The following is a 21,596-nucleotide window of genomic DNA, read 5'->3' on the forward strand; positions in this document are numbered from 1 at the left end:
GTCGCACCAGCGCCGCCGGAAAGGCGCTGCTGTGCAGGGCATCGACCACCTCGGTCATGCTGCGGGTCAAGCTATCTGTTGTGAATGGCTGGGTCATGGTGGCATGTTTCCGGCGGCGAGGAGCGATTCCCCGCTATGGTTGAATGCTAGCACGAGAGTGGCAAAACTGTCCCTCAGGGGACATATCCGCCACCAGCCAGAACGGCGAGGATGACGGCTTTTCCCCCTGCTGTTGGAGCACCCATGATCAACCCCCACCTGCTCGATGAGCTGACCGAGCGCGGCCTTGTGGCCCAGAATTCCGACCCGGCGGCCCTGGCCTCCCACCTCGCCACCCCGCGCACCGTCTATTGCGGGTTCGATCCCACCGCTGGCAGCCTGCATATCGGTCATCTGGTGCCGCTCTTGATGCTGCGCCGCTTCCAGCTGGCGGGCCACACCCCGGTGGCGCTGGTGGGCGGGGCGACCGGCCTTATCGGCGATCCCAGCTTCAAGGCGACCGAGCGCAGCCTCAACAGTGCCGACACCGTGCTGGGTTGGGTCGCCAGCCTGTCGGCCCAGATCAGGGCGCTGCTGCCCGCGGACGATGGCCTGTCAGCCCCGCAACTGGTCAACAATGGCGACTGGATGGGGCAGATGTCCGCCCTCGATTTTCTGCGGGATATCGGCAAGCACTTCTCGGTCAATGCCATGCTGGCGCGGGAGTCGGTGCGCCAGCGGCTGGCCCGCCCGGATCAGGGCATCTCGTTCACCGAGTTCTCCTACGCCCTGCTGCAATCCTACGATTTTGCGGTGCTGCACCAGCGGCTCGGTTGCACCCTGCAGATTGGCGGCAACGACCAGTGGGGCAATATCACCAGCGGCATGGATCTCACCCGTCGCCTCCATCAGGCGCAGGTACACGGCATGACCCTGCCCCTTATCACCAAGGCGGACGGCACCAAGTTCGGCAAGACCGAGGGTGGCGCGGTCTGGCTCGATCCGGCGCTCACCTCCCCTTACGCCTTCTACCAGTTCTGGCTCGGCACCGCGGATGAGGATGTCTACCGCTTCCTGCGCTACTACAGCTTTATGCCGCTAAGCGAGATTGATGCACTGGAGGCGGAAGATGCGAAGCGGCAGGGGCGCAAGCAGGCCCAGCAGGTGTTGGCGAACGAGCTGACCGAGCTGGTGCATGGCAAGGCGGCGCTGGCAGCGGTGCAGCGCATCAGCGAGCTGCTGTTTAGCGGCGATGTGGCTCGCCTCGGCGAGAGCGATCTGGCCCAGCTGGCGCAGGATGGCATGCCGAGCAGCACCATCAGCGGCGAGACGGATCTGGTCACCCTGCTGGTCAGTTGCGGTCTGGCCAACTCGAAGCGGATCGCCCGCGAGTTGCTGGCAGCGGGGGCCATCAGCCTCAATGGTGTGCTCAAGCAGGATGAGCAGCTGAGTGCCGATGATCGGCTGTTTGGCCGCTACCTGCTGCTGCGCCGGGGCAAGAAGCAGTATCAACTGGTGGCGTGGCAATAAGCCGCAGGGCGGGGAGCACAGCCTCCCCGCCCGCACCCTGAATCCCTTTTGAATCCTGAGTTGCGATCCCCCTCACAGCCTCTCCCGTCATCAGCCACCATACTGGCACCGGCGAACATGGAGTACGCCACACAATCTGTTCCTCACGAATCAACAAGGATGCTGATGATGAAGAGATGGCTTCTGGTGCTGCTCTGCACCCTGCCCATGCTGGCACATGCCAGCGGATATACCCAGACCCGCTACCCCATAGTGCTGGTGCACGGCCTGTTCGGCTTCGACAAGCTGCTCGGGGTCGATTACTTCTACGGCATTCCCCAGGCCCTGAGCCGGGATGGTGCCAAAGTCTACGTGGCCCAGGTGTCGGCCACCGCCAGTTCGGAGCAACGGGGGGAGCAGCTGCTCGCCCAGGTTGAGCTGCTGCTGGCGGCCACCGGCGCCGAGAAGGTCAACCTGATCGGCCACTCTCACGGCGGCCCCACCATCCGCTATGTCGCCTCGGTCGCCCCCGAGCTGGTCGCCTCCGCCACCAGCGTCGGCGGGGTCAACTACGGCTCCGACATCGCCGATCTGGTGCGGGCCAATGCCGCCCCCGGCTCTGCCGCCGAGAAGCTTGCTGCCGCCGCTGCCCACGCTCTCTCTGGCGTCATCTCCCTCCTTTCGGGGGGCAGCCAGCTGCCGCAGGATCCGGTCGCCGCACTCGATGCCCTGACCAGCAAGGGTGCCAGCCAATTCAACCAGCGCTATCCGGAAGGGCTGCCCAGCCAATATTGCGGCGAAGGGCCGATGCAGGCGGCCAACGGCGTCTACTACTTCTCCTGGAGCGGGCGCGGCAACATGACCAATCTGCTGGATCCGGTGGATCCGGCACTGGCGCTGACCGGGGCCTTTTTCAAAGAGCCCAATGACGGGCTGGTCGGGATCTGCAGCAGCCACCTCGGCAAGGTGATCGGCACCGGCTACCGGATGAACCATCTGGACGAAGTGAACCAGTCCTTCGGCATCCACCATCTGTTCGAGACCGATCCGGTCACCCTCTATCGCCAGCATGCCAGCCGTCTCAAGGAGCTGGGCCTATGAGACTCGTGACCCTGCTCGCCGTCCCCTGCGCCATCGCCCTGCTGATCGGCGGCGTGCTGCTCTGGCCGACGGCGCCGACAACCGACACGGCCCGCCAGCAAGCCACGCCAGCTAACAGCAACCATCACCATGACCCCGTGAAGGAGGCCGCCGATGAACTGCAGGCGCGCTATCGCACCTTTATCTCGGCCCAGAGCAGCCTGACCGTGCCTACCGATATCACTCTCGCCAGCCTGCAGATCCTGTTTGACGAGCGGGAGCAGCTGCGCCAGCAGAGCTTCACCCCGGCCGAACAGGAGCAGCTGTTTGCCGAAGACCGGCTGATGGAGCAGTGGACCCTGCGCCGCAAGGCGCTGGCGGAGGCAAAAGATAGCGACAAGAAGATGCTGGCCAACGAGCTGGAACTCTGGCTGGCGGAGCAACCCGGCTGGTTTCAGGAAGCGGAGGCCAACAGCCGTCTGCTTGGCGAGCTGCAGGCGCTGGAACCTGCCAAACAGGAGGCCATGCTGCTGGAGCTGGCGGGACCGGAGGCGGTGGATCGCTTGCACCAGCTGGAGCAGAACCGACAGGGGTTCAACGACCAGCTCCATGGCTATCTGGCCGAGCTGGGGCAGTTACCCGCCACCGCCAAAGCAGAACAGCAGCGGGAGATCCTCGCCCGTTGGTTCGAGCCACAACAGTGGCGCCGGGTCGAGGCGCTCACCCGGATGCAGCAGGGGGAACGGTAAACCAATGAGAAGGGGCCCGCGATGGGCCCCTTGCTGTTGCGCACTTATTGCGGCTTGTTGGCCGCCGGCAGCGACTGCCAGGTGAGACGGGTTACCTGAGTGCCCTGAACCTCGCACTTGAGGCTCAGCTCCTGCCACCCCTTATCCTGGCGCAGGGAGACCTCCCCCTCGATCCCCTGCTCACCAATCTTCAGCCTCTCCTGCTCGAAGATCACCTTGTCGCCTTGGGCGAGCTCCATCAGTTTGCCGTTGCAGAGCCAGTGAGCGAGATCGGCCCCCTTCAGCTTGACGCCCCCCTTGGCCGCTTTCTGCTCGGCCGCGCTCACCACAAACAACTTGCTCAGCTCGGCGGCCCGCTTGGTGAGCCACCCCTGACGCTGCTGCATGCTCATCTTGCTGACGAACTCGGCGGGCTGCCCCTTCTCGTCCAGCCATTGGGTCAGCTTGCCGCTGTCGTCAAAGGCGAACTGGGCGGCGGGCTCTTTGACCCCGAACAGCTTGCCACCCTTGAAGTAGTAGCGGCTCTCCCCTTCCAGCTTGCCCAGCTCGTTCATGATGGGCACGGCGATAATGACGGGGGCGCCATCGATCCAGGCCTTGATATCGACGCCGTCATGACTGAATTGACGGGTATCGAGAGCGCTCGCGGCCCCCTTCTCCATCAGGGTAAACTGCTCGGCGAGAGAAGCGGCCAGAGAAGGGAGGGAGCAGAATCCCAGGGTCAGCGCGATCGCTGTATTGCGCATTGAGTTGTACATAGCACTCCTGTGATGGGCCATCCGGCCCGTGGTTAACTCTCTGTCAACCAGGCCCGCAACCCTTCCCGATGAGCATCGCTCAGAGGCAGAGATTGGCGGGCCCGGTAGTCAAAATGGATAAGGGTCGTTTCGGCGGTGACGGCCAGTTCGCCGCCCTGCCAGGCCTCCTGCCAGACCGTGAAAGAGCTGGTGCCGATGCGGCGCACGCCACTCTTGATGGTGACCTGCTGGCCGTAGAACAGCTCCCGTTTGAACTGCACCGTGTAGCCCGCAATGATCAGATGCCAGTCATGCACATCCAGCTCGGGGGAGAAGATCCGGAACAGGGGATCCCGCGCCGACTCAAACCAGACCGCTGGCACCGTATTGTTGATATGGCCGAGGGCGTCTGTCTCTTGAAAGCGGGGTTGGATCTGCATTTCCAGCATGGGTTGACTCCTTGTCGTTGAACCGCGCTCAGGCTAACGCGCCCCGCATCAGGACTCAAGCTCCCTGCTGTCGCCCTGTGCCGGGTCAACCAGCTCGGGCCGCAGCCAGGCGCTGCGAAAATCGAACCAGCCGAGCGCCGTCATCCGCACCCCGTGCACGCCGGTGCGGCTCTCCAGCTCAAGCCAGTGGTGAAACAGCGGCACAAACCGGCCCTGCTGCTGCACCCTGGCCAGCAGGGCGCGGGGGCCAGGCTCGGCACCACTGGCCCGCCACTGCAGCAACCCCTGCCACAGCTCGTGCTGGCTGGCCCACACCTTGCGCAGCAGCGGGGTACCCTGCAACCAGACGTAGGGGGCAAAGGGGCCGGCATGTTCGAGGTTGAGGGTGCCGAGCCAGAGGTCCACGTCTTCATCTTCGCCGCTCACCCAACGGCCGTAATCGAGGGTGCGCACCTCCAGCCGGATCCCCTGCTCTGCCAGCAGGCTGCTCATGGCGTTGGCGCACTCGTTGAACTCCAGATGCTGGTTGAAGCAGGCGAGCACCAGGGTCGTCGGCAACTGCGCCGGTGTGGGCAAGGGCGCGGGCAGTGCTTCGCGCCAGTGAGGCAGCAGGCCGAGGGCGCTGGTCCAGCCCCGCTGCAGCTCGGGGGCGACCCGCCCCATCAGGGCCACCGGATTGAGCAGCTGGCCCAGCCACTGCCGCAGGGCGGGATCCTGCAAGGATCCGGAACGATCATCCTGCAGCAGGAAGTAGCAGCCCGACTCCAGCTCCGACTCACCGCGCATGGTGCCCAGCTCCGGGCTGTCGCGCCCCAGCTGCAGGTGGGTCTCCAGCCGCTCCGCCAATTCCGGCAGCATCCAGATATCGATCTCGTCGAGCAGGGCCCGCAGGCCAAAGTAGTCGTCGAACGCCGCAAGGCAAAGATGCAGCGGATCGTTGGCGGCGACCCGGTAGGGGCCGGTGCCCACCGGGTGCAGGGCAAAGCCCGCCTCGCCCTTGAGCTCCCGCGGCAAGATGGTCGCCACCGGCTCTGCCAGCAGCTGGGGCAGCCAGGGATCCGGGCTGTCGAGATAGAGATCCAGCGTGCGCGGCCAGGGGCTCTCCAGCCGGTCCAGATGAGCGAACAGCGGGCGATCCCGCAGGGCCAGCAGACTCTCCATCACATCCTCCACCACCAGCTCGCGACCGTGGTGAAAACGGACCGCCGGACGCAGATAGAAGCGCCAGTGGCAGGGGCCCAGACACTCCCAGTGGTGGGCGAGATCCCCTTCGATTTCCCCATTTTCCTCATTTCGCCGGGTGAGGCCGTTGAAGATCTGGCGGCTCAGATGAATTTCGGAGCGGCGCATCGGGCCGGTGGGCAGCAACTGCGGCAGCGGCCGGTAGTAGGGCACCCGCAGGATCTGGCGCCCCTCACGGGTAGCCTGACCGAGCTGCTCGATCAGCAGCGGGGTGAGCAGATCGAGGCGATCCTCGGCCAGCCGTACCGCCTGTGCCAGCTGGCCCTGACTGAGCAGATCCCGCAAGCGGCGCCGGGTCAGGCTCTCCTGACTGTCGAGCAGGGTGAGCCGGGAGCGCCGCCCCCGCCCCGCTTCGGCCGACCAGCTGAGCCAGCCCTGATCCTGCATTCGCCGCAACAGCAGACGGGCGTTGCGCGGGGTGCAGCAGAGCAGATCCGCCACCTCGGCGAGGCTGATCTCCCGCTCATCGCTGCCAAGCAGCTGAGCGAGTCGTTGAAATTGCTGGTAGAGGCGACCGGTCGGCATAAAAGAGGAAATCCTGTTGCTGTAATTCATCAGTTTTTACTTCCGCATTTTAGCTCAATACTGCTGATGAACGTGAGAACCCCAGCAGAGGAGCACCATCATGAGCCACGCCAACCCCCTCAAACCGAACCGGATCCAGCAGACCTTGCGCCGTTACTTCAAGCGGATCCTGCCGCGCCCGCTGTCGCTCATCGAGGATCCCATGAGCCAGCTCAACCGCCTGATGCAGTGGGATATGAACCAGATCGATGACAAGGAGTATCGCCGTCGCCTCTGAGTGCGGGCCATGCCAACCACTCGGGACGCACATCCCCTGCGGGCGACATTGCTTTGCCGGATCTTGCTGTTTACATCGGCCACGGGCCTGATAGATTGGACGTCTATCCATCTATAACTGCTCAGCTATAACTGCGACAAGCAACATCCAACAAGGAGTGTGTGATGAAAGATGCGACCCTGGCCCTGCACCACGGCTTTTCCAGCGACCCCACCACCAAGGCGGTCGCCGTGCCCATCTACCAGACGGTGGCCTACGAGTTCGAGAGCGCCCAGCACGGGGCGGATCTGTTCAATCTGGCGGTGCCGGGCAACATCTACACCCGCATCATGAACCCCACCAACGATGTGCTGGAGCAGCGGATGGCCGCGCTGGAAGGGGGCATAGCCGCGCTGGTAGTCTCGGCAGGTTCCGCCGCCATCACCTACGCCATTCAGGCGCTGACCGCCGCCGGTGACAACATCGTCTCCACCCCCCAGCTCTATGGTGGCACCTACACTTTGTTCGCCCACATGCTGCCGAGTTTCGGGGTCGAGGTGCGCTTCGCCAAGGATGACAGTGCCGAAGCCATCGCTGCCCTTATCGATGACAAGACCAAGGCGGTCTACTGCGAGAGCATCGGCAACCCGGCAGGCAATATCGTCGATCTGGCCGCACTGGCCAAGGCAGCCCACGCCCGTGGCGTGCCGCTCATCGTCGACAACACGGTCGCCACCCCGGTACTGTGCAAGCCCATCGAACACGGTGCCGATATCGTTGTGCACAGCCTGACCAAATATGTCGGCGGCCACGGCAACTCGCTGGGCGGCGTGGTGGTCGACTCGGGCAAGTTCCCCTGGGCGGATCATGCCGAGCGCTTCCCGCAACTGACCAAACCCGAGCCCTCCTACCACGGAGTGGTCTATACCGAGGCCTTTGGCCCGGCCGCCTTTATCGGGCGGGTGCGCACAGTGCCGCTGCGCAATACCGGCGCGGCGCTGGCGCCGATGAACGCCTTCCTGCTGTTGCAGGGATTGGAGACCCTGAGCCTGCGCATGGAGCGCCACGTCGACAACGCATTGCAGGTCGCCCACCACCTCCAGCACCACCCCAAGGTGGCTTGGGTCAGCTATGCCGGTCTACCGGGTCACCCGCACTATCTGCTGGCGGAGAAATACATGGCCGGTCGCCCCTCGGCCATCCTCTCGTTTGGTCTGAAGGAGGGTTACGAGGCGGGCGTGCGCTTCTACGATGCGCTGAAGATCTTCAAGCGGCTGGTCAATATCGGTGACGCCAAGTCGCTGGCCTGCCACCCCGCTTCTACCACCCATCGCCAGTTGAGCGAGGCCGAGCAGGCCAAGGCAGGCGTGAAACCCGAGATGATCCGGCTGTCGGTGGGGATCGAGGCGATCGAGGACATTCTGGCGGATCTGGATCAGGCGCTGGAGGCCTGAGTCAATCAGCGGAGGAGCGGGCATCAGCCCGCTCTTTTTTTTACTGCCGGTGAACCACGCCCCTCGCCCGCTCGTACACCCCATCCTGCCACCGAATCGAGGTCGTTATGATAGTCCTGCACCACCTGAACAAATCCCGCTCCCAACGCATCATCTGGCTGCTCGAAGAGCTGGGCCAACCCTATGAGATCAAGGCGTATCAGCGCGATGCCACCACCTTTCTGGCACCGCCCGAGCTCAAGGCCATTCACCCCCTCGGCAAGTCACCGGTCATCGAGTTCGACGGCCGGGTGCTGGCGGAATCGGGCGCCATCACCGAGTACCTGATTGCCCGCCATGCCCCGGAACGGCTGGCACCGGCCACCGACAGCCCGGACTATCCCGAATATCTGCAGTGGCTCCACTTCGCCGAAAGCTCGGGCATTCTGCCGCTGCTGCTCGACATGTTCGTGCGCAAGGATGGCAGCCCGATGCGCTTCCTGCCGGACTACGCCAAGGCGGAGTGCGCCAAGGTGCTGGGCTACCTCAACGATGTGATGGCGAATCGCCACTATCTGGTGGGGGATCGCCTCTCCGGCGCCGACATCATGAACTCCTTCCTGGTGGATCTGCTGGCGCAAAGCGGCCAGCTGGCCCACTTCCCGCACCTGCAAGCCTACTGGCAGCGCCTCAATACCCATCCGGCCCGTCAGAAGGCCGTAGAGCTGGAGCACGAGCTGGATCAGCGCCCCTGATCCGAGCCGCCGCCATGCAAAACGCCCCGACAGTCGGGGCGTTTTTGTTATGCGGGCAACGCGCGGTTTACTTGGTCACTGGCACCTTGTCCCGGCGCGACTTCCACCACCATCTCAAGCAGATCTGGGAGATGAGCATCCCCGCCAGCATCAGGGCACAACCGGCGATAGCGCGCTCCCCCAGCGTCTCTCCCAGCAGCAACACGCCACCCACGGCGGCGAAGACGGTCTCCAGACTGAGGATGATGGCGGCGTGGGCCGGATGGGCGCCCCGCTGCCCCACCACCTGCAAGGTATAACCGACCCCGACCGACACCAGCCCGGCATAGAGCAGCGCCTGCCAACCGGCCACGGCGCCAGCCACAGTCGGGGTTTCGATGACAAAGGCGGTGGCGAGGCTGAGCAGGCCGCAGACCACGAACTGCACCCCGGCCAGCTTGATGGGGGCCACCCGGTGGGAGTAGTGATCCACCAGCAGCAGGTGCACGGCCCAGAAGAGGGCGCCGACCACCTGCAACAGATCGCCAAAGCCGATGGTGAACTCGTCGGTGACGCTCAACACATAGAGACCGGCCAGCGCGATGACAGCACCGATCCAGGTATTGAGCCCGCTCTTGTGGCGCAGCAGTAGCCCCAGTACCGGCACCAGAATGATGTAGAGTCCGGTGATGAAACCAGCCTTGGCGGCAGTGGTATAGAGCAGCCCCACCTGCTGCAGGGAGGCGGCACAGAACAGCACCAGCCCGGCCAGCACGCCACCGGTCAGCAGTTGGCGATGGTCGCCCGCGACGGCAACAGGTTGCCTAGATTTGAGCCACCAGAGCAGTGGCAGCAGGGAGAGGGCACCGAGCAGAAAGCGCAGGCCATTGAAGGTATAGGGCCCCATATGATCCATCCCGAGGCGCTGGGCGACAAAGCCCATACCCCAGATGGTGGCAGCCATCAGCAACATCAGATTTGAGCGCATGGCGATTCTTCCTTAAATCGGCGCGTGACGGGTTATCCGATCCAAGATACCCGTCTCCCTACCCTCTTGTCTTTACAGCGATGGATGTTTTACCAACAGCGCGAAGAGGATAACCAGCACCATATTGCCCCGCAGGATCCAGACCACCCAGAACTGCTGCTGGATGGAGACCATGGGAGCCCGCCCCTGACGCAGGGAACGGCGCCAACGATAGAAGAGCCGACTGGGGTAGTCGAGGGAGCCGACCATCAGCAAAAACAGCGCCATCTTGAGGCCGTGATCTGGATAGGAGAAGAGTCGGGACAAGGAACCGGCATGCTCGAGAGCCAGCAGACAACCGGTGGCAAAAATGCAGAAGAGCGCCAGCGCAGATACCCCGTCCACCAGCAGCAGGCGACGCACCCGCACCAGAGTCAGACCGTGACGAAAAATCAGATATTCGACACAGAGGGCCAGGATCAGCGCCACTATGCCGCCATAATGAGCCATTGAGAGCAAAGAGTGGTTCAGCATCGGCAAATTCTCATTTTCTGCCTTTAGACGAGCAGAGCGGCATCATATATGCTGGTGTCACCCGAGACGAAAAGGATCTATTCATGTCCCCCGGCAAGCCCAAGAACACTTGGTCTTTAATCTCCCGCATGCGGCTGGGCCTCCTCCTGCTCTTTATCCCCGTATTGCTGCTCGGCAGCATCTACTACCTGCATATGGAACGCACCCAGCGCCATGAGCAGGAACTGCACCTGATTGCCCGCAATACCCAGTATCTGCATACTCTGATCGAACCCTATCTGGAGACGCTCAAGCGCCAGTTTACGCTCATTTATCAGCAGGTAAATTATCAGGACTTCATTGAACCGACCATCCGCAATAGTGAGCACTATCTGCAGTCATGGCGGGCCTATCACAAGGTGATGGAACTCGACTATGTCTATGTCGGCACCGAGCATCGCAAGATGTTGATCCACCCGGCATGGCAGGCAGACGAGAAGTTCGATCCCCGGGTGCGCCCCTGGTACAAGCTGGCCGCCAGCCACCCCGGCCAGATCGTCTTTACCGATCCCTACTACGACTACACCCTCGGCACCCTGACCATGGCCATTGCCAAGGTGATCCTGAGTCCGGAGGGCAAACGGGTCGGCGTCCTCTCGCTGGATACCCAGCTCACCCCCCTCGCCAGCTGGCTCAACAGCAAGCTCGACAGGGACGGTCAGGGTTATCAGATGCTGATCAACCATGACGGTCTGGTACTGGCCCATCCGGACCGCGAACACGTCTTCAAGCCGCTGCCAGACGCCGGTTGGCTGGCCCGCATGCAGGGCAAACAAGGTTTCTTTCTCGATGAGGCCAGCGGCCAGATGGTGGCCTATTACCGCATCCCGGAACAACGCTGGATCCTGCTCAGCGTCGAGCCCACCGCCAACATGCAGCAGGTGATCGACAGCGTCTCCATCAACGTGCAGCTGATGATCGCGCTCGCCTGCATTCTCTATCTACTGTTGGCCCTGCTCTGGTCACGCTACTTTCGCCGCATGCTGGGGGAGATCACCCTGCTGATCCGCGCCAGCCGCTCCGGCGGCATCGCCTATAACGGCCGCCGGATGCTGGAGCTGGCCAAGGTCTATGAAGAGATGGATGCCGCCACTCAGGACTTTGCCCTGATCCGGCTGCAAGCCAACCAGGACAAGTTGACCGGCCTCTACAACCGCCGTTTCTTCGATGAGTGCCTGCAAAAGCAGCTCAACAGCAGCGCCCCCTTCGGCGTGGTGATGTTCGATCTGGATGATTTCAAACGGGTAAACGATACCTACGGCCATCAGACGGGGGATGTGGTGCTCAAGCGGGTGAGCAAGCTTGGGATGAAACTGTTTCACGACTGGGGCTGGTTCTGCCGCTACGGCGGCGAGGAGCTGGTGCTGATCTTTCGTCTGGAAATGAAAATGAACGAGGTCGCCTCCCTGCTGGAGACCTTCAGGCACGCTGTCGAACAGCTGGAATGGCGTGAAACCGACCTCACCATCACCATCAGCGGCGGGGTCGCCTTTAGCCACTCCGGGCTATCGGCCAAGACGCTGGTAGAACTGGCCGACAGCGGGGTTTACCAGGCTAAACGGGAAGGGAAAAACCGTATCTGCTTCCCCCAGCGCCTGGTCAGCGATCTGATGGAAGAGGAGCTCCCTCCACACTTTGATCAGGCTCGCCAGCAGGCCCATCAGTAGAGAGTGATCGACCACAGGGACACGGAAATGATGAGAGAGGCAATCGCCTCTCTCTTTTTCTTCATCTCTTTTTTTGCCGCTGTTCAGCGTGCTTGAACACGCGACTCAGCGCTGCCACTCCCACACCGGCCAGCCCAGCTCCCCGGCCTGCTGGCGCAGCGCAGGGGCCGGATTGACCGCATGGGGATGGCTCACCGCCCGCAGCATGGGCAGATCGTTGTGAGAGTCACTGTAGCCGAAACTCCCCTGCCAGAGGTTATCCCTTCCGGCAAACAGCTGGTTGATGCGGGCCACCTTGCCTTCGCGAAAGCTGAGGGTGCCGCGGGTCTGACCGGTCAGCATCCCCTCCTCCTCATCGAGCAGGATGGCGACGCAGTGATCCATCCCCAGCATCTGCGCCATGGGGGCCACCAGATGCTCGCCGGAGGCGGAGATAAGCACCAGCTCGTCGCCCCGCTCCCTATGCCATTCGATACGCGCCAGCCCCTCCGGGTAGAGGCGCTCGCGCAGCACCTGCTCGGCAAAGTGGTGACACTGCTGGCTGAGCCACTGGCGCGACTTGCCCGCCAGCGGCTGCAGGGTGAAGGCCATGTACTGATGCATGTCCATCTTGCCCTGATGGTAGAGAGACATCATCCCCTGCTCCTCGGCGATCATGCCCGCCGGAGCCAGCTCTTCGGCCACCATGTACTCCAGCCAGAGGCTGGCGGAATCCCCGGCAATCAGGGTTTCGTCCAGATCAAACAGTGCCAGTGCCATGAGAGCTCCTTGCGGTAACAACGAAAATGAAACGAGGCGTCATGCTACCTCACAGAGTTGATCCCGGGCCACCGCCAGGGTCACGGCACTGCCAGTGGCCAGCAGATCGCCAGCCGAGCGGTTGAGGCAATCCACCGTCAACAGCCCCGCCTCGCACTCCACCTGATAGCGGATGACGTTGCCGAGCAGCTGTTGCTGGCGAACGATGCCGGGCAGGCTGGGCTCGCTGCTGGTCACCCCTGCGGGCAGCAAGGTGATGGACTCCGGCCGCAGCGCCAGCTTGCCCTGAAAACGGGGGCCGAACAGCGACTTGCCCTGCTCGGCGCCGAGCAGGTTGTAGTTGCCGATAAAACCCGCCACAAACTCGCTGGCGGGACGGGTGTAGATCTGCTCCGGCGTACCGCTCTGGACGATGGCTCCCTTGTTCATCAGGAAGATCCGATCCGACATGGTGAGCGCCTCCTCCTGATCGTGGGTCACGAAGATGGTGGTGAGTTCAAGGCGCTGCTGGATCTCGCGGATCTGCTGGCGCAGGCTGCGGCGGATGCGGGCATCCAGCGCCGAGAGCGGCTCGTCCAGCAGCAGGATCCGTGGCTGCACCACCAGCGCCCGAGCCAGTGCCACCCGCTGGCGCTGACCGCCGGAGAGCTCGCCCGGATAGCGGCGCTCGAAGCCGGTCAGCTCCACCAGCTCCAGCGCCTCTTTCACGCTGGCCGCCAGCTCCCGCCCCGGCTGGGGTTTCATCTTGAGGCCAAAGGCAACGTTGTCCCACACCGTCATGTTGGGGAACAGCGCATAACTCTGGAACACCATGCCGATGCCCCGCTTCTGGGGCGCCTGCCAGGTAATGTCCTCACCGGCCACCCGCACCTGACCGCCATCCACCGGGGTGAGCCCCGCCAGCGCCCGCAGCAGGGTGGACTTGCCACAGCCGGAGGGGCCGAGCAGGGTCACCAGCTCCCCCTTGCGGATGCCGAATTCGATCCCCTCGAACACCGGGGTCTCGCCGTAGGATTTGTGCAACTGATTGACTTCTAAATGAAACATCTTGGATCACCGATGAAATCTGTTGGCCGCCCAGGTAAGCAGCAGGGTCAGCAGGAAGTAGCTCATCACCAGCGCACTGGTGAAGTGGCCCGAAGTGGCGCGCATGTTGTAGAGGTAGACCTGCAGGGTCTCGTAACGGGTGCCCACCAGCATGTTGGCAAACACGAACTCGCCGAGCAGGAAGGAGAGCGAGAGAAACAGCGCCGCCAGCAGCCCCTTGCGCAGACAGGGGATCACCACCAGCAGAAAGGCGCGGCGACTGCTCGCCCCCAGCAGATGGGCGGCATCCATCAGATCCCTGAGCGGCACCCCTTGCAGGCTGTTGGCCAGCGCTCGGTACATAAAGGGAAGCACCACGGTGAACCAGGTGCCGATCAGGATCCACGGCGTGCCGATAATGGGCAGAACGCCGTCGGCGTAGATCTGCAGCAGCCCCACCGAGGAGACCACTGGCGGCACCGCAAAGGGGAGCAGGATCAACAGGTTCATCCAGGGATCCAGCTTGGGGAAGTAGTAGGCCACCACCAGCACGGTGGGCACCAGTACCAAGGTCCCCAGCAGCAGGGTGGCGAAACAGACCAAGAGGCTGCGGCCAAACGCCGCCAGAAAGCGCGGATCGCCCCACAGCTTGAGATACCAATCGAGGGTGAAGCCGTCCGGCAGCAGGGTCGCCCCCCAGCGGGTGGAGATGGAGTAGAGAAAGGTAGCCAGCAGCGGCAGCAGCAGGGTGGCGACCAGCCCACCCAGCACCCAGCGCGGCCAGCTTGGTTGCAAATCACGCATGGGATTGCCCCTTGTTCACATAGCTCTTTTTCAGCAGCCACTGGTTGGCGGCCGTCACTACCCCCAACAACACCATCAGGATCACCGCCAGCGCAGCCGCCATATTGGGCTCGAGGAAGATGTCGCCGGAGACCAGACTGGCCACCCGGATGGTCACCAGATTGAAGTTACCGGTGGTGAGGGCGTAGGCGGAGGCATAGGCCCCTACCGCGTTGGCAAACAGGATGATCAGGGTGCCGAGCAGCGCAGGCGTCAGCACCGGCAGCGCCACGTGCCACACATACTGCCCCTTGCTCGCCCCCAGCAGCGCGGCCGCTTGCGGCCACTCATCCTGCAGCGCATCGAACGCCGGGTAGAGCAGCAGCAGGGCGAGCGGGATCTGGAAGTAGGTGTAGATAAGGATAAGGCCGCTGCCCGAGTAGAGGTTAAAGCCGTCGATGAGGCCCCAGGATTTCAGCAGCAGGGTCACCGCACCGTTGATGCCGAGAATGATGATGAAGGCGAACGCCAGCGGCACCCCGCTGAAGTTGCCGGTCATGGTGACGAAAGCCAGCAGCAGCCGCTTGACCCGCTCGCCGCTGTGGCGCAGCGCCGCCGCCCCCAGAGTGCCGATGGCAAGCCCTGCCAGACTGGCGATTCCGGCGATGCGCAACGAGTTGCCGAACGATTGCAGGTAGAAGGGGGAGCTCAAAATCTCCCGGTAGTAGTCGAGGCCCCAACCATCGGGGGTCTGAAAGCTGCCCACCAGCACCCACACCATGGGGGCGAGCTGGAACAGGGTCATCAGCAGGATAAACGGCAGCAGCACCAGCGCGGGCAGCCAGTGGCGGCGCACCTTGTGCTTGGTTGCCACGGGGTGATCCGCGAGGATCTCGGTGGTTGCAGGCATCATCAGTGCACCTCGCGCATAAAGGCTGCCTTGAGCAGCGGTGGCGCTGCCGGCTTGTCGTGGGGAACCCCCAGCAGATCCGCCATCAGGGCGCAGAGCTGGGTCTGGGCGATCACCACCCCATCCGGCCAGCGCTCGATAAAGGCATCGCCAAACAGCCAGAGCGGCACGGTGCGCTCTTCCGGCAGTGTACCGCCGTGGCTCAGATCGTTGTTCATGCCGTGATCCGAGGTGATCACCACCTGATACCCCTCCGCCAGCCACTGGGGCAGCAGATCGGCCAGCAGGCTGTCCATGCGGCGTGCCTGATTGCGGTACTGGCGGGAATCGAGGCCAAACTTGTGGCCCGCATCGTCCACCCCCATCGGGTGGATCAGCAGAAAATCGGGGTCATATTGGGTTCTGAGCCATTCCCCATCCATCAGCAGATGACTGTCGGGGTAGTGGTCATCCCAGTAGAAGCAGCCGTGCTGGATGGGCAACTGCTCGTCGTGAGTAAAGCGATCACGGGCCGCCAGCCAGGGGCTGCGGTTATAGAGTTCGCTCACCCAGAAGTAGGCCGCCGCTGCGGTGCGTTTGCCCGCGGCGCGGGCCAGATGGAAGATGGCGTCGTGCTGGCTCAAGCGACTCACCCCGTTGTGGGTGATGCCGCTTGCCACCGGTGGCACGCCGGTCAGAATGCACTCGTAGAGGGGTCGGGAGAGAGACGGCAGGGCAGAGATCAGGGTCGTATGCAGGCCCCGCCCCGCCTCCACCATGCCACCGAGGTAGCCCATGGTGTGGGCTACCTCGGCTGCCAGACCATCCACAAGTACCACTATCACCTTGTGTTGCACTGGATTCCCTTACTGCATGTTGATCATGACGGTTTCTTGCCACTGGCGCGGCAGGGCCTTGGAGCTCTGCTCCCAGGCGGCATGGTCGCTGACCGGCTTGGCATTGGCATACTGCTCCGCTGGCAGCAGCTTGGCCTTCACGTCATCCGGCAGCGCAACGTTGCTGCGGATCGGGCGAGCGTAGCCACGGGCCAGGTTGATTTGACCGGCATCAGAGAGGATGTATTCACGGGCCAGCTTGGCAGCGTTGGGGTTCTTGGCCCACTTGTTGATGATGGTGGTGTAACCGGCGATGACGGAGCCGTCGCTCGGGATCACCACCTCAAACTTCTTGGGATCGATCTGGTCGCGGTAGTTGAGGGCGTTGAAGTCCCACAGCACCCCCACTTCCACCTCACCCTTCTCGATGTTGGCGATGGTCGGGTCGTTCAGCGACAGGCGACCCTGCTGGGCCAGCTTGCCGAACAACTCCAGGGCGGGCTTGAGATTCTTCTCGCTGCCACCGGTGGCATAGGCCGCCGCCAGCACGCCGTTGTTGGCTTGCGAGGCGACACCCACATCACCCAGGGTCACCTTGTAGTTGCCGCCCAGCAGGGATTGCCAGCTGGTGGGGGCGGCCTTGACCAGATCCTTGTTGATCAGGAAGGCGATGGTGCCGGTATAGGCCAGCATCCAGTGACCATCCGCATCCTTGGCCCAGTTGGGAATATCGGCCCAGGTGGAGGGTTTATAGGGCTGGGTGACCCCCTGCTTGACTGCAACCGGACCGAAGGCACCGCCCACGTCGCCGATATCGGCGGTGGCGTTGGCCTTCTCGGCGGCGAACTTGGCGATCTCCTGCGCCGAGCTCATGTCGGTATCCTGATGCTTGATGCCGTAGATGCTGCCCATCTGCTGCCAGGTATCCTTCCAGTTGGCCCAGCTGTCGGGCATGCCGATACTGCTGAGTTGCCCTTCGCCGCGAGCGGCCTTCTCCAAGTCCGCAATATTTTCCGCGGCATAGCTATTTGCGGCAAAAAACGGTTGGCTGATGGCCACCAGAGCCAGTGCACTTGCGATCACGCTTTTCATCATCCCATCCCTCTGGACTAGGTCAGTTAAGGTTCGAGAGGGATGCTAGAGGGGAAATATGACGGTCGCGGGGCGCTTTGATGGCAGTTTGATGACAATTGCCCTGTCATGTCGCTGTCATCCACAGCGGTTACAACTCTGAACCCAAGTGAAGCTGGACTACTCCAGCAAGGACTGAACCAACAAGGGCTAAGCCAGCCCGCGCAGCCAGAATGAGCGACAGGGATATCAGCGTGATTGAACCGAGATTGAGCGAACGGCTAGCGGCAGATGGCCGCGCCTCCAAGTGTGAACAGATTTGCCAGACCCTGCGCCGCTATATCGGCAGCGGCCAGCTGGCGGCGGGTCAGCAGCTGCCCGCCGAGCGGGCCCTGAGCGAGCGCTTCGCCACCACCCGCATCACCATCAAGGAGGCGCTCTCCAGCCTCGAAGCGGATGGCCTGATCTACCGGGCCGAGCGGCGCGGCTGGTTCGTGGCCCCGCCTCGCCTCACCTACGATCCCGCCATCCACACCCACTTTCACCAGTGGATCGGCGAGCAGCAGCGCACCGCCGAAACCCGGGTGCTGGCTCACGGTAGCGAGCTCGCCAGCAGCGAACTCTGCCGCTGGATGGGGCTGGATCCCTTCACTCCACTTTATGAAATCCGCCGCCTGCGTCTCATCGACGGCCGCCCGGTGCTCCACGTCAGCCACCATCTGCTGGCCAGCCGCTTTCCCGATATCGCCAGCGCACCGCTGGCCAGCTCCCTCACCGAGCTCTATCAGCAGCGCTATGGCATAGGCCAGGGCGGGGCGAGTCTCGAGATCACCCCCTCGGCGGCGCGCGGCGCCATCGCCCGCGCCCTCAATCTGGCGGAGGGGAGCGCGGTGCTGCGGCTGGTGCGGGTCAACTATGACGAGCGGGGAGCTCTGGTGGATTGCGATATCGAGCACTGGCGGCCGGATGCCATCCGTATCTGCCTCGATACCCGGGCGTTGCAACCCATCATCGCCAAAGCACAGCCCGTGCAACTGGCAGAGTAGCCACGTTCAGGCTCACGAGCAGACGCGGATCCCGCAGGATCCGCCGGGATCAGTTGTCGATATTGGGGATCATGTCGTCAAAGCTCTGGTAGCCGCAGTCGGCCAGTTGCAACGACATGGTGTAGGTCTTGGCATGCTCCTGCTGGCCGATGGCCGGGCGGTTGAGCTTGATCTCCTGATGCCAGTACTCCTTCATCCGGTCGATCAGCGCCATCGCCTCCCCCTCGTTGAGGTGCAGCTGACAGAGCGCCATATAGTTGTTCGACTTGTGCATGTTCTCCACCAGATACTCCCCCAGCACCGACATTGCCTGCCGCGCCTGCTGGCGGGCGAAACGGCTGTGCTGCTCGAAGCTGATCCGCTCGCTGATCAGGAAGTGGTAACTGTTGTCGATACCGAGCTGCAAAATGCCGAGCCTCTCCAGCTTGCGCAGATAGAGGTAGCAGGAGGCATCGGTCAGGCTGTACTCCCGCTTGAGATCGATCAACGTCTTGTCGCGCCAGAAGATATTGGCAAGAAAGGCGTAGAGCCCCGGCTCCTTGTGAAACGCCTCGTCCTGCTCCTGAGTAAAGACGGCGCGGCGGCTCTGGGCATCCTGAGTGCGATCCAGCAGCTCCTCGAACGAGAGCCCCACCAGATGGCAGATCTCCAGCAGGGTATCGAACGGCAGGGAGGGCTTGTTCATCATCCGTTTCACGGTCGCGATGGAGACGCCCATCGCCTCCGCCAGGGTCTGATAGCGGATCCCCTTGTCGGTCAGGGTCTTCTTCAGTGTGTCGAGAATATTGTTGGCCAGGGTCTGGCTGTAGGTCATGCCACTATTCCTTGTTATCGCACTTTCATTGCATGGTTATGCCGAGTCAGCTTCTGACCTGTTTTTACCTTCAAGGCTCAGATATTGACACCGAAAAAACAGCCTAGAGAAAAAATCACCGCATATTACCGTGAGGACAGACCAGTTGAACGGTGAGGTCGCAAAATATGACACCGGACAGCGCATATCTTTCAACCCGCAAACATTTTGCTAGTGCCGCATAGAACATCACGCATAATCGAAACGTATCGAATTCAAAACCCTTCCTGGTTGAGAAATCGATTGTTTGCTTCCAAATTTTTTATTTTAAACCGTAAGGTTTTTTCTCTTTCCTGGCATTGAGCGGCGCTTGCAAAAGCACCGCTCTTTTCTTTTGCCCGTATCCGTCGCTAAAAGCAACTCCCCCAGCCGTTGCCTCTATCTCGAATCGCGACAAACACCAAACGTCGGACGCAAAAAAGCGCCTGCCGATGGCAGACGCTTGCGTTCCTGTTTCAGCAATCAGATATAGCGGATCGCAGTCAGCAGCATCACTACCGCCATGCTCGCCATCATGGGGACGAAGGTGCGCTTCACCACGTCCACCGGGCTGAGATTGGCGATACCGGCCACCGTGATGATCACCCCCGCCACCGGCGAGATAGTGCGGCCAATCCCGGCGGCAAACAGGATCGGCACCAGCAGCAACAGCGGGTTGATATCGAACTGGCTGGAGACCAGCGGCACGATGGGAATAAACGCCATCACGGGGGCATTGCCCGATCCGGTGATAAAGGCGGTCAGCAGGATAAAGAGCGAGAAGACCAGCGACAGCCCGAGCGGGTTTAGCTCGAACGACTTGGCCAGATCGATCAGCTGGGTGATGGCGCCGATATTGGTGAGACCGGCGGAGAAGAATTCGGCCGCCAGCATCAGGGTCAGCACGCTGCCGAAGATCATCCCGGTACCGGTCAGCCAGGCCTCGAAGTTGGCGAATGCCTTGTTGAGGGAACGGTAGCGCAGCGCCTCGATGATGATGCAGAGGGTCATGGTGGACATCATGGCCACCGGAATGGTCATCTTGATGGCGCTGACAAACAGCTCGGAGAAGCCGAACAGAAAGACGAAGGGGATCACCGGCAGCAGGGCGTAGTAACCCGGGGTGTTCTCGTGCTTCGCCTCCAGCTCGTGCAGATACTTGCCCCGCTCGGCGGCTGCGTCATGGCCCTCTTTGCGGTCACAATGACGCTGCCACATGATGTTGACGAACGGAATGGTCACCAGCAGCGCGATCTGGAAAAGCAGCTGATGGTTCACCACGAACGGCATCACCTCGATATTGATCGCCTTGGCGCCGATCACCGCGTTGATCTGGCCGGGGCCAAACTCCCACGCAGTGGGGATAACGATGGTGGCCACCGCCGTCTTGGCGCTGATCCCGGCGTTGCGCAGCAGCGGATAGAGGGTGCCCATCAGCAGCAAGGAGAGCGAGGTCGCCCCGGTGATAAAGACATAGAGGATGGAGACCAGCAGCAGGATGATCGCCAGCAGCACATAGGGGTTCTTCAGCGCCATGATGGGGCGCGATGTGGCCTTCACCAGTGCCGCCGAGGCGCCAATCTGGTTGAGGTAGGTCGCCACCCCGGCAATTGCCACCAGGGTCAGACCGGTGGAGGCGAGACGGGAGTTGGTCACCATGGCGAACTTCTCCCACAGGTCGAAGAACCAGAAGCCCTGACTGTTCTCGGCGGGCAGGATCGACGAGATCCCCGCCCACTGGGCATACGCCAGCAACACCAGACCTGCAGTCAGCAAGGTCGCCTGCGGATTGAACCGCTTGAGCATGGCGTAGGCAACCAGCCCCACCACCACCAGAATCAATATTGTCGACATATAAATATCCCTGTTACTGCACGATGCGACCCAATTAAAGCGAATTATTATTGCTGATAATTGGGAACCGGAGGGTATCAAGAGCAGCCTTAAAATAGAATTGGCTGGTGTGATCACTGCCGCAATAATTAATATTTGACCAGTTTTAAAATATCGCTATAGCACATTCTATATTATCAAAATGTGGTGCTACTCAAACTTGCCACCTAGCTCATTTCTATCTTTTCATAAAATAACGAACAACCCCCTTTTCGCTATTTACCCTCTCGTGGGAATCAAATGGAGCGATAACCAGCCAGCGATCGAAGATCGGCCACTTAGCCCCTCTGCTTGCCTGTTATCGCCAGTAACCAGATGAACAGAGTGCCGTGAATGCAACCAGACAAGAGCAAAACAACAGCGAAAAGCGACCAAATATTGACCGTTTTCAGATAAAAAATGCAACCAACCAGAATAAATTGGCCCGTTTGGAGGGAAAAACACGTGTTCAAAATTGCAACAACAGGTCAGCAATCGACACCATCTACAACTGCTTGAAATTCACCCAACCAGTAATCAAATAGGCTGTCGGTTGTGAAAAATAATCCCCTGTAATATCAA

General features: G+C 61.9%; 21 protein-coding genes and 1 pseudogene. 8 read left to right on the top strand and 14 right to left on the bottom strand.

The window, feature by feature from the left end:
• Positions 1-97: pseudogene (locus LD28_RS23835) on the bottom strand (LuxR family transcriptional regulator); the annotation flags it as partial.
• A 146-nt stretch (positions 98-243) separates the two neighbouring features.
• Here LD28_RS23835 and tyrS point away from each other — a divergent pair.
• The 3 genes from tyrS to LD28_RS0113095 all read left to right on the top strand — a co-directional run bounded on the left by tyrS (position 244) and on the right by LD28_RS0113095 (position 3,317).
• Positions 244-1,509: a tyrosine--tRNA ligase gene (gene tyrS / locus LD28_RS0113085; RefSeq protein ID WP_033137402.1), complete on the top strand. Its 1,266-nt coding sequence runs from the start codon at positions 244-246 to the stop codon at positions 1,507-1,509.
• A 168-nt stretch (positions 1,510-1,677) separates the two neighbouring features.
• Positions 1,678-2,589, top strand: a complete 912-nt coding sequence (locus LD28_RS0113090; RefSeq protein WP_033137403.1) for a lipase family alpha/beta hydrolase — start codon at positions 1,678-1,680, stop codon at positions 2,587-2,589.
• Positions 2,586-3,317 (top strand): lipase secretion chaperone, encoded by a 732-nt coding sequence (locus LD28_RS0113095; protein WP_033137404.1) that lies wholly within the window; start codon positions 2,586-2,588, stop codon positions 3,315-3,317. Before LD28_RS0113090 ends, LD28_RS0113095 begins: the two co-directional genes overlap by 4 nt.
• A 44-nt stretch (positions 3,318-3,361) precedes the next feature.
• On the opposite strand, the gene LD28_RS0113100 is transcribed toward LD28_RS0113095, so the two are convergent.
• The 3 genes from LD28_RS0113100 to sgrR are packed head-to-tail and all read right to left on the bottom strand — an operon-like array spanning position 3,362 to position 6,270.
• Positions 3,362-4,063 carry a hypothetical protein gene (locus tag LD28_RS0113100; protein ID WP_033137435.1) on the bottom strand — a complete coding sequence of 234 codons (702 nt, stop codon included), beginning with the start codon at positions 4,061-4,063 and terminating at the stop codon, positions 3,362-3,364.
• Positions 4,064-4,107: 44 nt separating this feature from the next.
• Positions 4,108-4,503, bottom strand: coding sequence for an acyl-CoA thioesterase (locus tag LD28_RS0113105; protein ID WP_033137405.1), 396 nt, complete (start codon positions 4,501-4,503; stop codon positions 4,108-4,110).
• A 48-nt stretch (positions 4,504-4,551) separates the two neighbouring features.
• Positions 4,552-6,270, bottom strand: a complete 1,719-nt coding sequence (gene sgrR, locus LD28_RS0113110; RefSeq protein WP_033137406.1) for an HTH-type transcriptional regulator SgrR — start codon at positions 6,268-6,270, stop codon at positions 4,552-4,554.
• Between the two features lie 100 nt (positions 6,271-6,370).
• Between sgrR and LD28_RS23565 the strand changes: the two genes are divergently transcribed.
• From LD28_RS23565 to LD28_RS0113120, 3 genes are all read left to right on the top strand, one after another.
• Positions 6,371-6,547, top strand: a complete 177-nt coding sequence (locus LD28_RS23565) for a hypothetical protein (RefSeq protein ID WP_103422569.1) — start codon at positions 6,371-6,373, stop codon at positions 6,545-6,547.
• A gap of 164 nt (positions 6,548-6,711) precedes the next feature.
• On the top strand, positions 6,712-7,980 hold the full coding sequence (locus LD28_RS0113115) for an O-acetylhomoserine aminocarboxypropyltransferase/cysteine synthase family protein (RefSeq protein ID WP_033137407.1): 1,269 nt from the start codon (positions 6,712-6,714) through the stop codon (positions 7,978-7,980).
• A 107-nt stretch (positions 7,981-8,087) separates the two neighbouring features.
• On the top strand, positions 8,088-8,714 hold the full coding sequence (locus LD28_RS0113120; protein WP_033137408.1) for a glutathione S-transferase family protein: 627 nt from the start codon (positions 8,088-8,090) through the stop codon (positions 8,712-8,714).
• 67 nt (positions 8,715-8,781) lie between these two features.
• Here the strand turns inward: LD28_RS0113120 and LD28_RS0113125 are convergent, their stop codons facing one another.
• Both LD28_RS0113125 and LD28_RS0113130 read right to left on the bottom strand, forming a co-directional pair.
• Positions 8,782-9,681 carry a DMT family transporter gene (locus LD28_RS0113125; protein WP_033137409.1) on the bottom strand — a complete coding sequence of 300 codons (900 nt, stop codon included), beginning with the start codon at positions 9,679-9,681 and terminating at the stop codon, positions 8,782-8,784.
• Positions 9,682-9,753: 72 nt separating this feature from the next.
• Entirely contained in the window at positions 9,754-10,194 is a 441-nt protein-coding gene (locus LD28_RS0113130) for a DUF2214 family protein (protein WP_033137410.1), read from the bottom strand.
• A gap of 83 nt (positions 10,195-10,277) precedes the next feature.
• On the opposite strand from LD28_RS0113130, the gene LD28_RS0113135 reads away from it, so the two are divergent.
• Positions 10,278-11,900 carry a sensor domain-containing diguanylate cyclase gene (locus LD28_RS0113135; RefSeq protein WP_033137411.1) on the top strand — a complete coding sequence of 541 codons (1,623 nt, stop codon included), beginning with the start codon at positions 10,278-10,280 and terminating at the stop codon, positions 11,898-11,900.
• A 105-nt stretch (positions 11,901-12,005) separates the two neighbouring features.
• Here LD28_RS0113135 and LD28_RS0113140 read toward each other — a convergent pair whose 3' ends face one another.
• The 6 genes from LD28_RS0113140 to LD28_RS0113165 are packed head-to-tail and all read right to left on the bottom strand — an operon-like array spanning position 12,006 to position 17,285.
• Positions 12,006-12,659 (bottom strand): HAD family hydrolase, encoded by a 654-nt coding sequence (locus LD28_RS0113140; RefSeq protein WP_033137412.1) that lies wholly within the window; start codon positions 12,657-12,659, stop codon positions 12,006-12,008.
• Between the two features lie 39 nt (positions 12,660-12,698).
• Entirely contained in the window at positions 12,699-13,706 is a 1,008-nt protein-coding gene (locus LD28_RS0113145) for an ABC transporter ATP-binding protein (protein WP_033137413.1), read from the bottom strand.
• Positions 13,707-13,712: 6 nt separating this feature from the next.
• Entirely contained in the window at positions 13,713-14,489 is a 777-nt protein-coding gene (locus tag LD28_RS0113150) for an ABC transporter permease (protein WP_033137414.1), read from the bottom strand.
• Complete coding sequence (locus LD28_RS0113155) at positions 14,482-15,381, bottom strand: ABC transporter permease (RefSeq protein WP_033137415.1); 900 nt, start codon at positions 15,379-15,381, stop codon at positions 14,482-14,484. Before LD28_RS0113155 ends, LD28_RS0113150 begins: the two co-directional genes overlap by 8 nt.
• Complete coding sequence (locus LD28_RS0113160; protein WP_033137416.1) at positions 15,381-16,214, bottom strand: alkaline phosphatase family protein; 834 nt, start codon at positions 16,212-16,214, stop codon at positions 15,381-15,383. Before LD28_RS0113160 ends, LD28_RS0113155 begins: the two co-directional genes overlap by 1 nt.
• A 9-nt stretch (positions 16,215-16,223) precedes the next feature.
• Positions 16,224-17,285 (bottom strand): ABC transporter substrate-binding protein, encoded by a 1,062-nt coding sequence (locus LD28_RS0113165; RefSeq protein WP_033137417.1) that lies wholly within the window; start codon positions 17,283-17,285, stop codon positions 16,224-16,226.
• Between the two features lie 212 nt (positions 17,286-17,497).
• Here LD28_RS0113165 and LD28_RS0113170 point away from each other — a divergent pair, with 212 nt between their 5' ends.
• Entirely contained in the window at positions 17,498-18,310 is an 813-nt protein-coding gene (locus LD28_RS0113170; RefSeq protein ID WP_050514329.1) for a UTRA domain-containing protein, read from the top strand.
• A 49-nt stretch (positions 18,311-18,359) separates the two neighbouring features.
• On the opposite strand, the gene LD28_RS0113175 is transcribed toward LD28_RS0113170, so the two are convergent.
• Positions 18,360-19,124 carry a helix-turn-helix domain-containing protein gene (locus tag LD28_RS0113175; protein WP_033137419.1) on the bottom strand — a complete coding sequence of 255 codons (765 nt, stop codon included), beginning with the start codon at positions 19,122-19,124 and terminating at the stop codon, positions 18,360-18,362.
• Positions 19,125-19,625: 501 nt separating this feature from the next.
• The gene (gene dcuC, locus LD28_RS0113180; protein ID WP_033137420.1) at positions 19,626-20,996 is read right to left on the bottom strand and encodes a C4-dicarboxylate transporter DcuC; all 1,371 of its coding nucleotides are present in this window, start codon (positions 20,994-20,996) and stop codon (positions 19,626-19,628) included.
• Between the last annotated feature and the right edge of the window lie 600 nt (positions 20,997-21,596).

The organism is Aeromonas finlandensis (assembly GCF_000764645.1).
GTDB lineage: Bacteria > Pseudomonadota > Gammaproteobacteria > Enterobacterales > Aeromonadaceae > Aeromonas > Aeromonas finlandensis.

Coding starts and splice junctions, on each gene's coding strand:
- LD28_RS0113170 (WP_050514329.1), top strand. CDS start 17,498: ATGAGCGACAGGGATATCAGCGTGATTGAACCGAGATTGAGCGAACGG.
- LD28_RS0113150 (WP_033137414.1), bottom strand. CDS start 14,489: ATGCGTGATTTGCAACCAAGCTGGCCGCGCTGGGTGCTGGGTGGGCTG.
- sgrR (WP_033137406.1), bottom strand. CDS start 6,270: ATGCCGACCGGTCGCCTCTACCAGCAATTTCAACGACTCGCTCAGCTG.
- LD28_RS0113145 (WP_033137413.1), bottom strand. CDS start 13,706: ATGTTTCATTTAGAAGTCAATCAGTTGCACAAATCCTACGGCGAGACC.
- LD28_RS0113090 (WP_033137403.1), top strand. CDS start 1,678: ATGAAGAGATGGCTTCTGGTGCTGCTCTGCACCCTGCCCATGCTGGCA.
- LD28_RS0113165 (WP_033137417.1), bottom strand. CDS start 17,285: ATGAAAAGCGTGATCGCAAGTGCACTGGCTCTGGTGGCCATCAGCCAA.
- LD28_RS0113125 (WP_033137409.1), bottom strand. CDS start 9,681: ATGCGCTCAAATCTGATGTTGCTGATGGCTGCCACCATCTGGGGTATG.
- LD28_RS0113130 (WP_033137410.1), bottom strand. CDS start 10,194: ATGCTGAACCACTCTTTGCTCTCAATGGCTCATTATGGCGGCATAGTG.
- LD28_RS0113100 (WP_033137435.1), bottom strand. CDS start 4,063: ATGCGCAATACAGCGATCGCGCTGACCCTGGGATTCTGCTCCCTCCCT.
- LD28_RS0113135 (WP_033137411.1), top strand. CDS start 10,278: ATGTCCCCCGGCAAGCCCAAGAACACTTGGTCTTTAATCTCCCGCATG.
- LD28_RS0113155 (WP_033137415.1), bottom strand. CDS start 15,381: ATGATGCCTGCAACCACCGAGATCCTCGCGGATCACCCCGTGGCAACC.
- LD28_RS0113115 (WP_033137407.1), top strand. CDS start 6,712: ATGAAAGATGCGACCCTGGCCCTGCACCACGGCTTTTCCAGCGACCCC.
- LD28_RS0113120 (WP_033137408.1), top strand. CDS start 8,088: ATGATAGTCCTGCACCACCTGAACAAATCCCGCTCCCAACGCATCATC.
- LD28_RS0113105 (WP_033137405.1), bottom strand. CDS start 4,503: ATGCTGGAAATGCAGATCCAACCCCGCTTTCAAGAGACAGACGCCCTC.
- LD28_RS23565 (WP_103422569.1), top strand. CDS start 6,371: ATGAGCCACGCCAACCCCCTCAAACCGAACCGGATCCAGCAGACCTTG.
- LD28_RS0113095 (WP_033137404.1), top strand. CDS start 2,586: ATGAGACTCGTGACCCTGCTCGCCGTCCCCTGCGCCATCGCCCTGCTG.
- dcuC (WP_033137420.1), bottom strand. CDS start 20,996: ATGTCGACAATATTGATTCTGGTGGTGGTGGGGCTGGTTGCCTACGCC.
- LD28_RS0113175 (WP_033137419.1), bottom strand. CDS start 19,124: ATGACCTACAGCCAGACCCTGGCCAACAATATTCTCGACACACTGAAG.
- tyrS (WP_033137402.1), top strand. CDS start 244: ATGATCAACCCCCACCTGCTCGATGAGCTGACCGAGCGCGGCCTTGTG.
- LD28_RS0113140 (WP_033137412.1), bottom strand. CDS start 12,659: ATGGCACTGGCACTGTTTGATCTGGACGAAACCCTGATTGCCGGGGAT.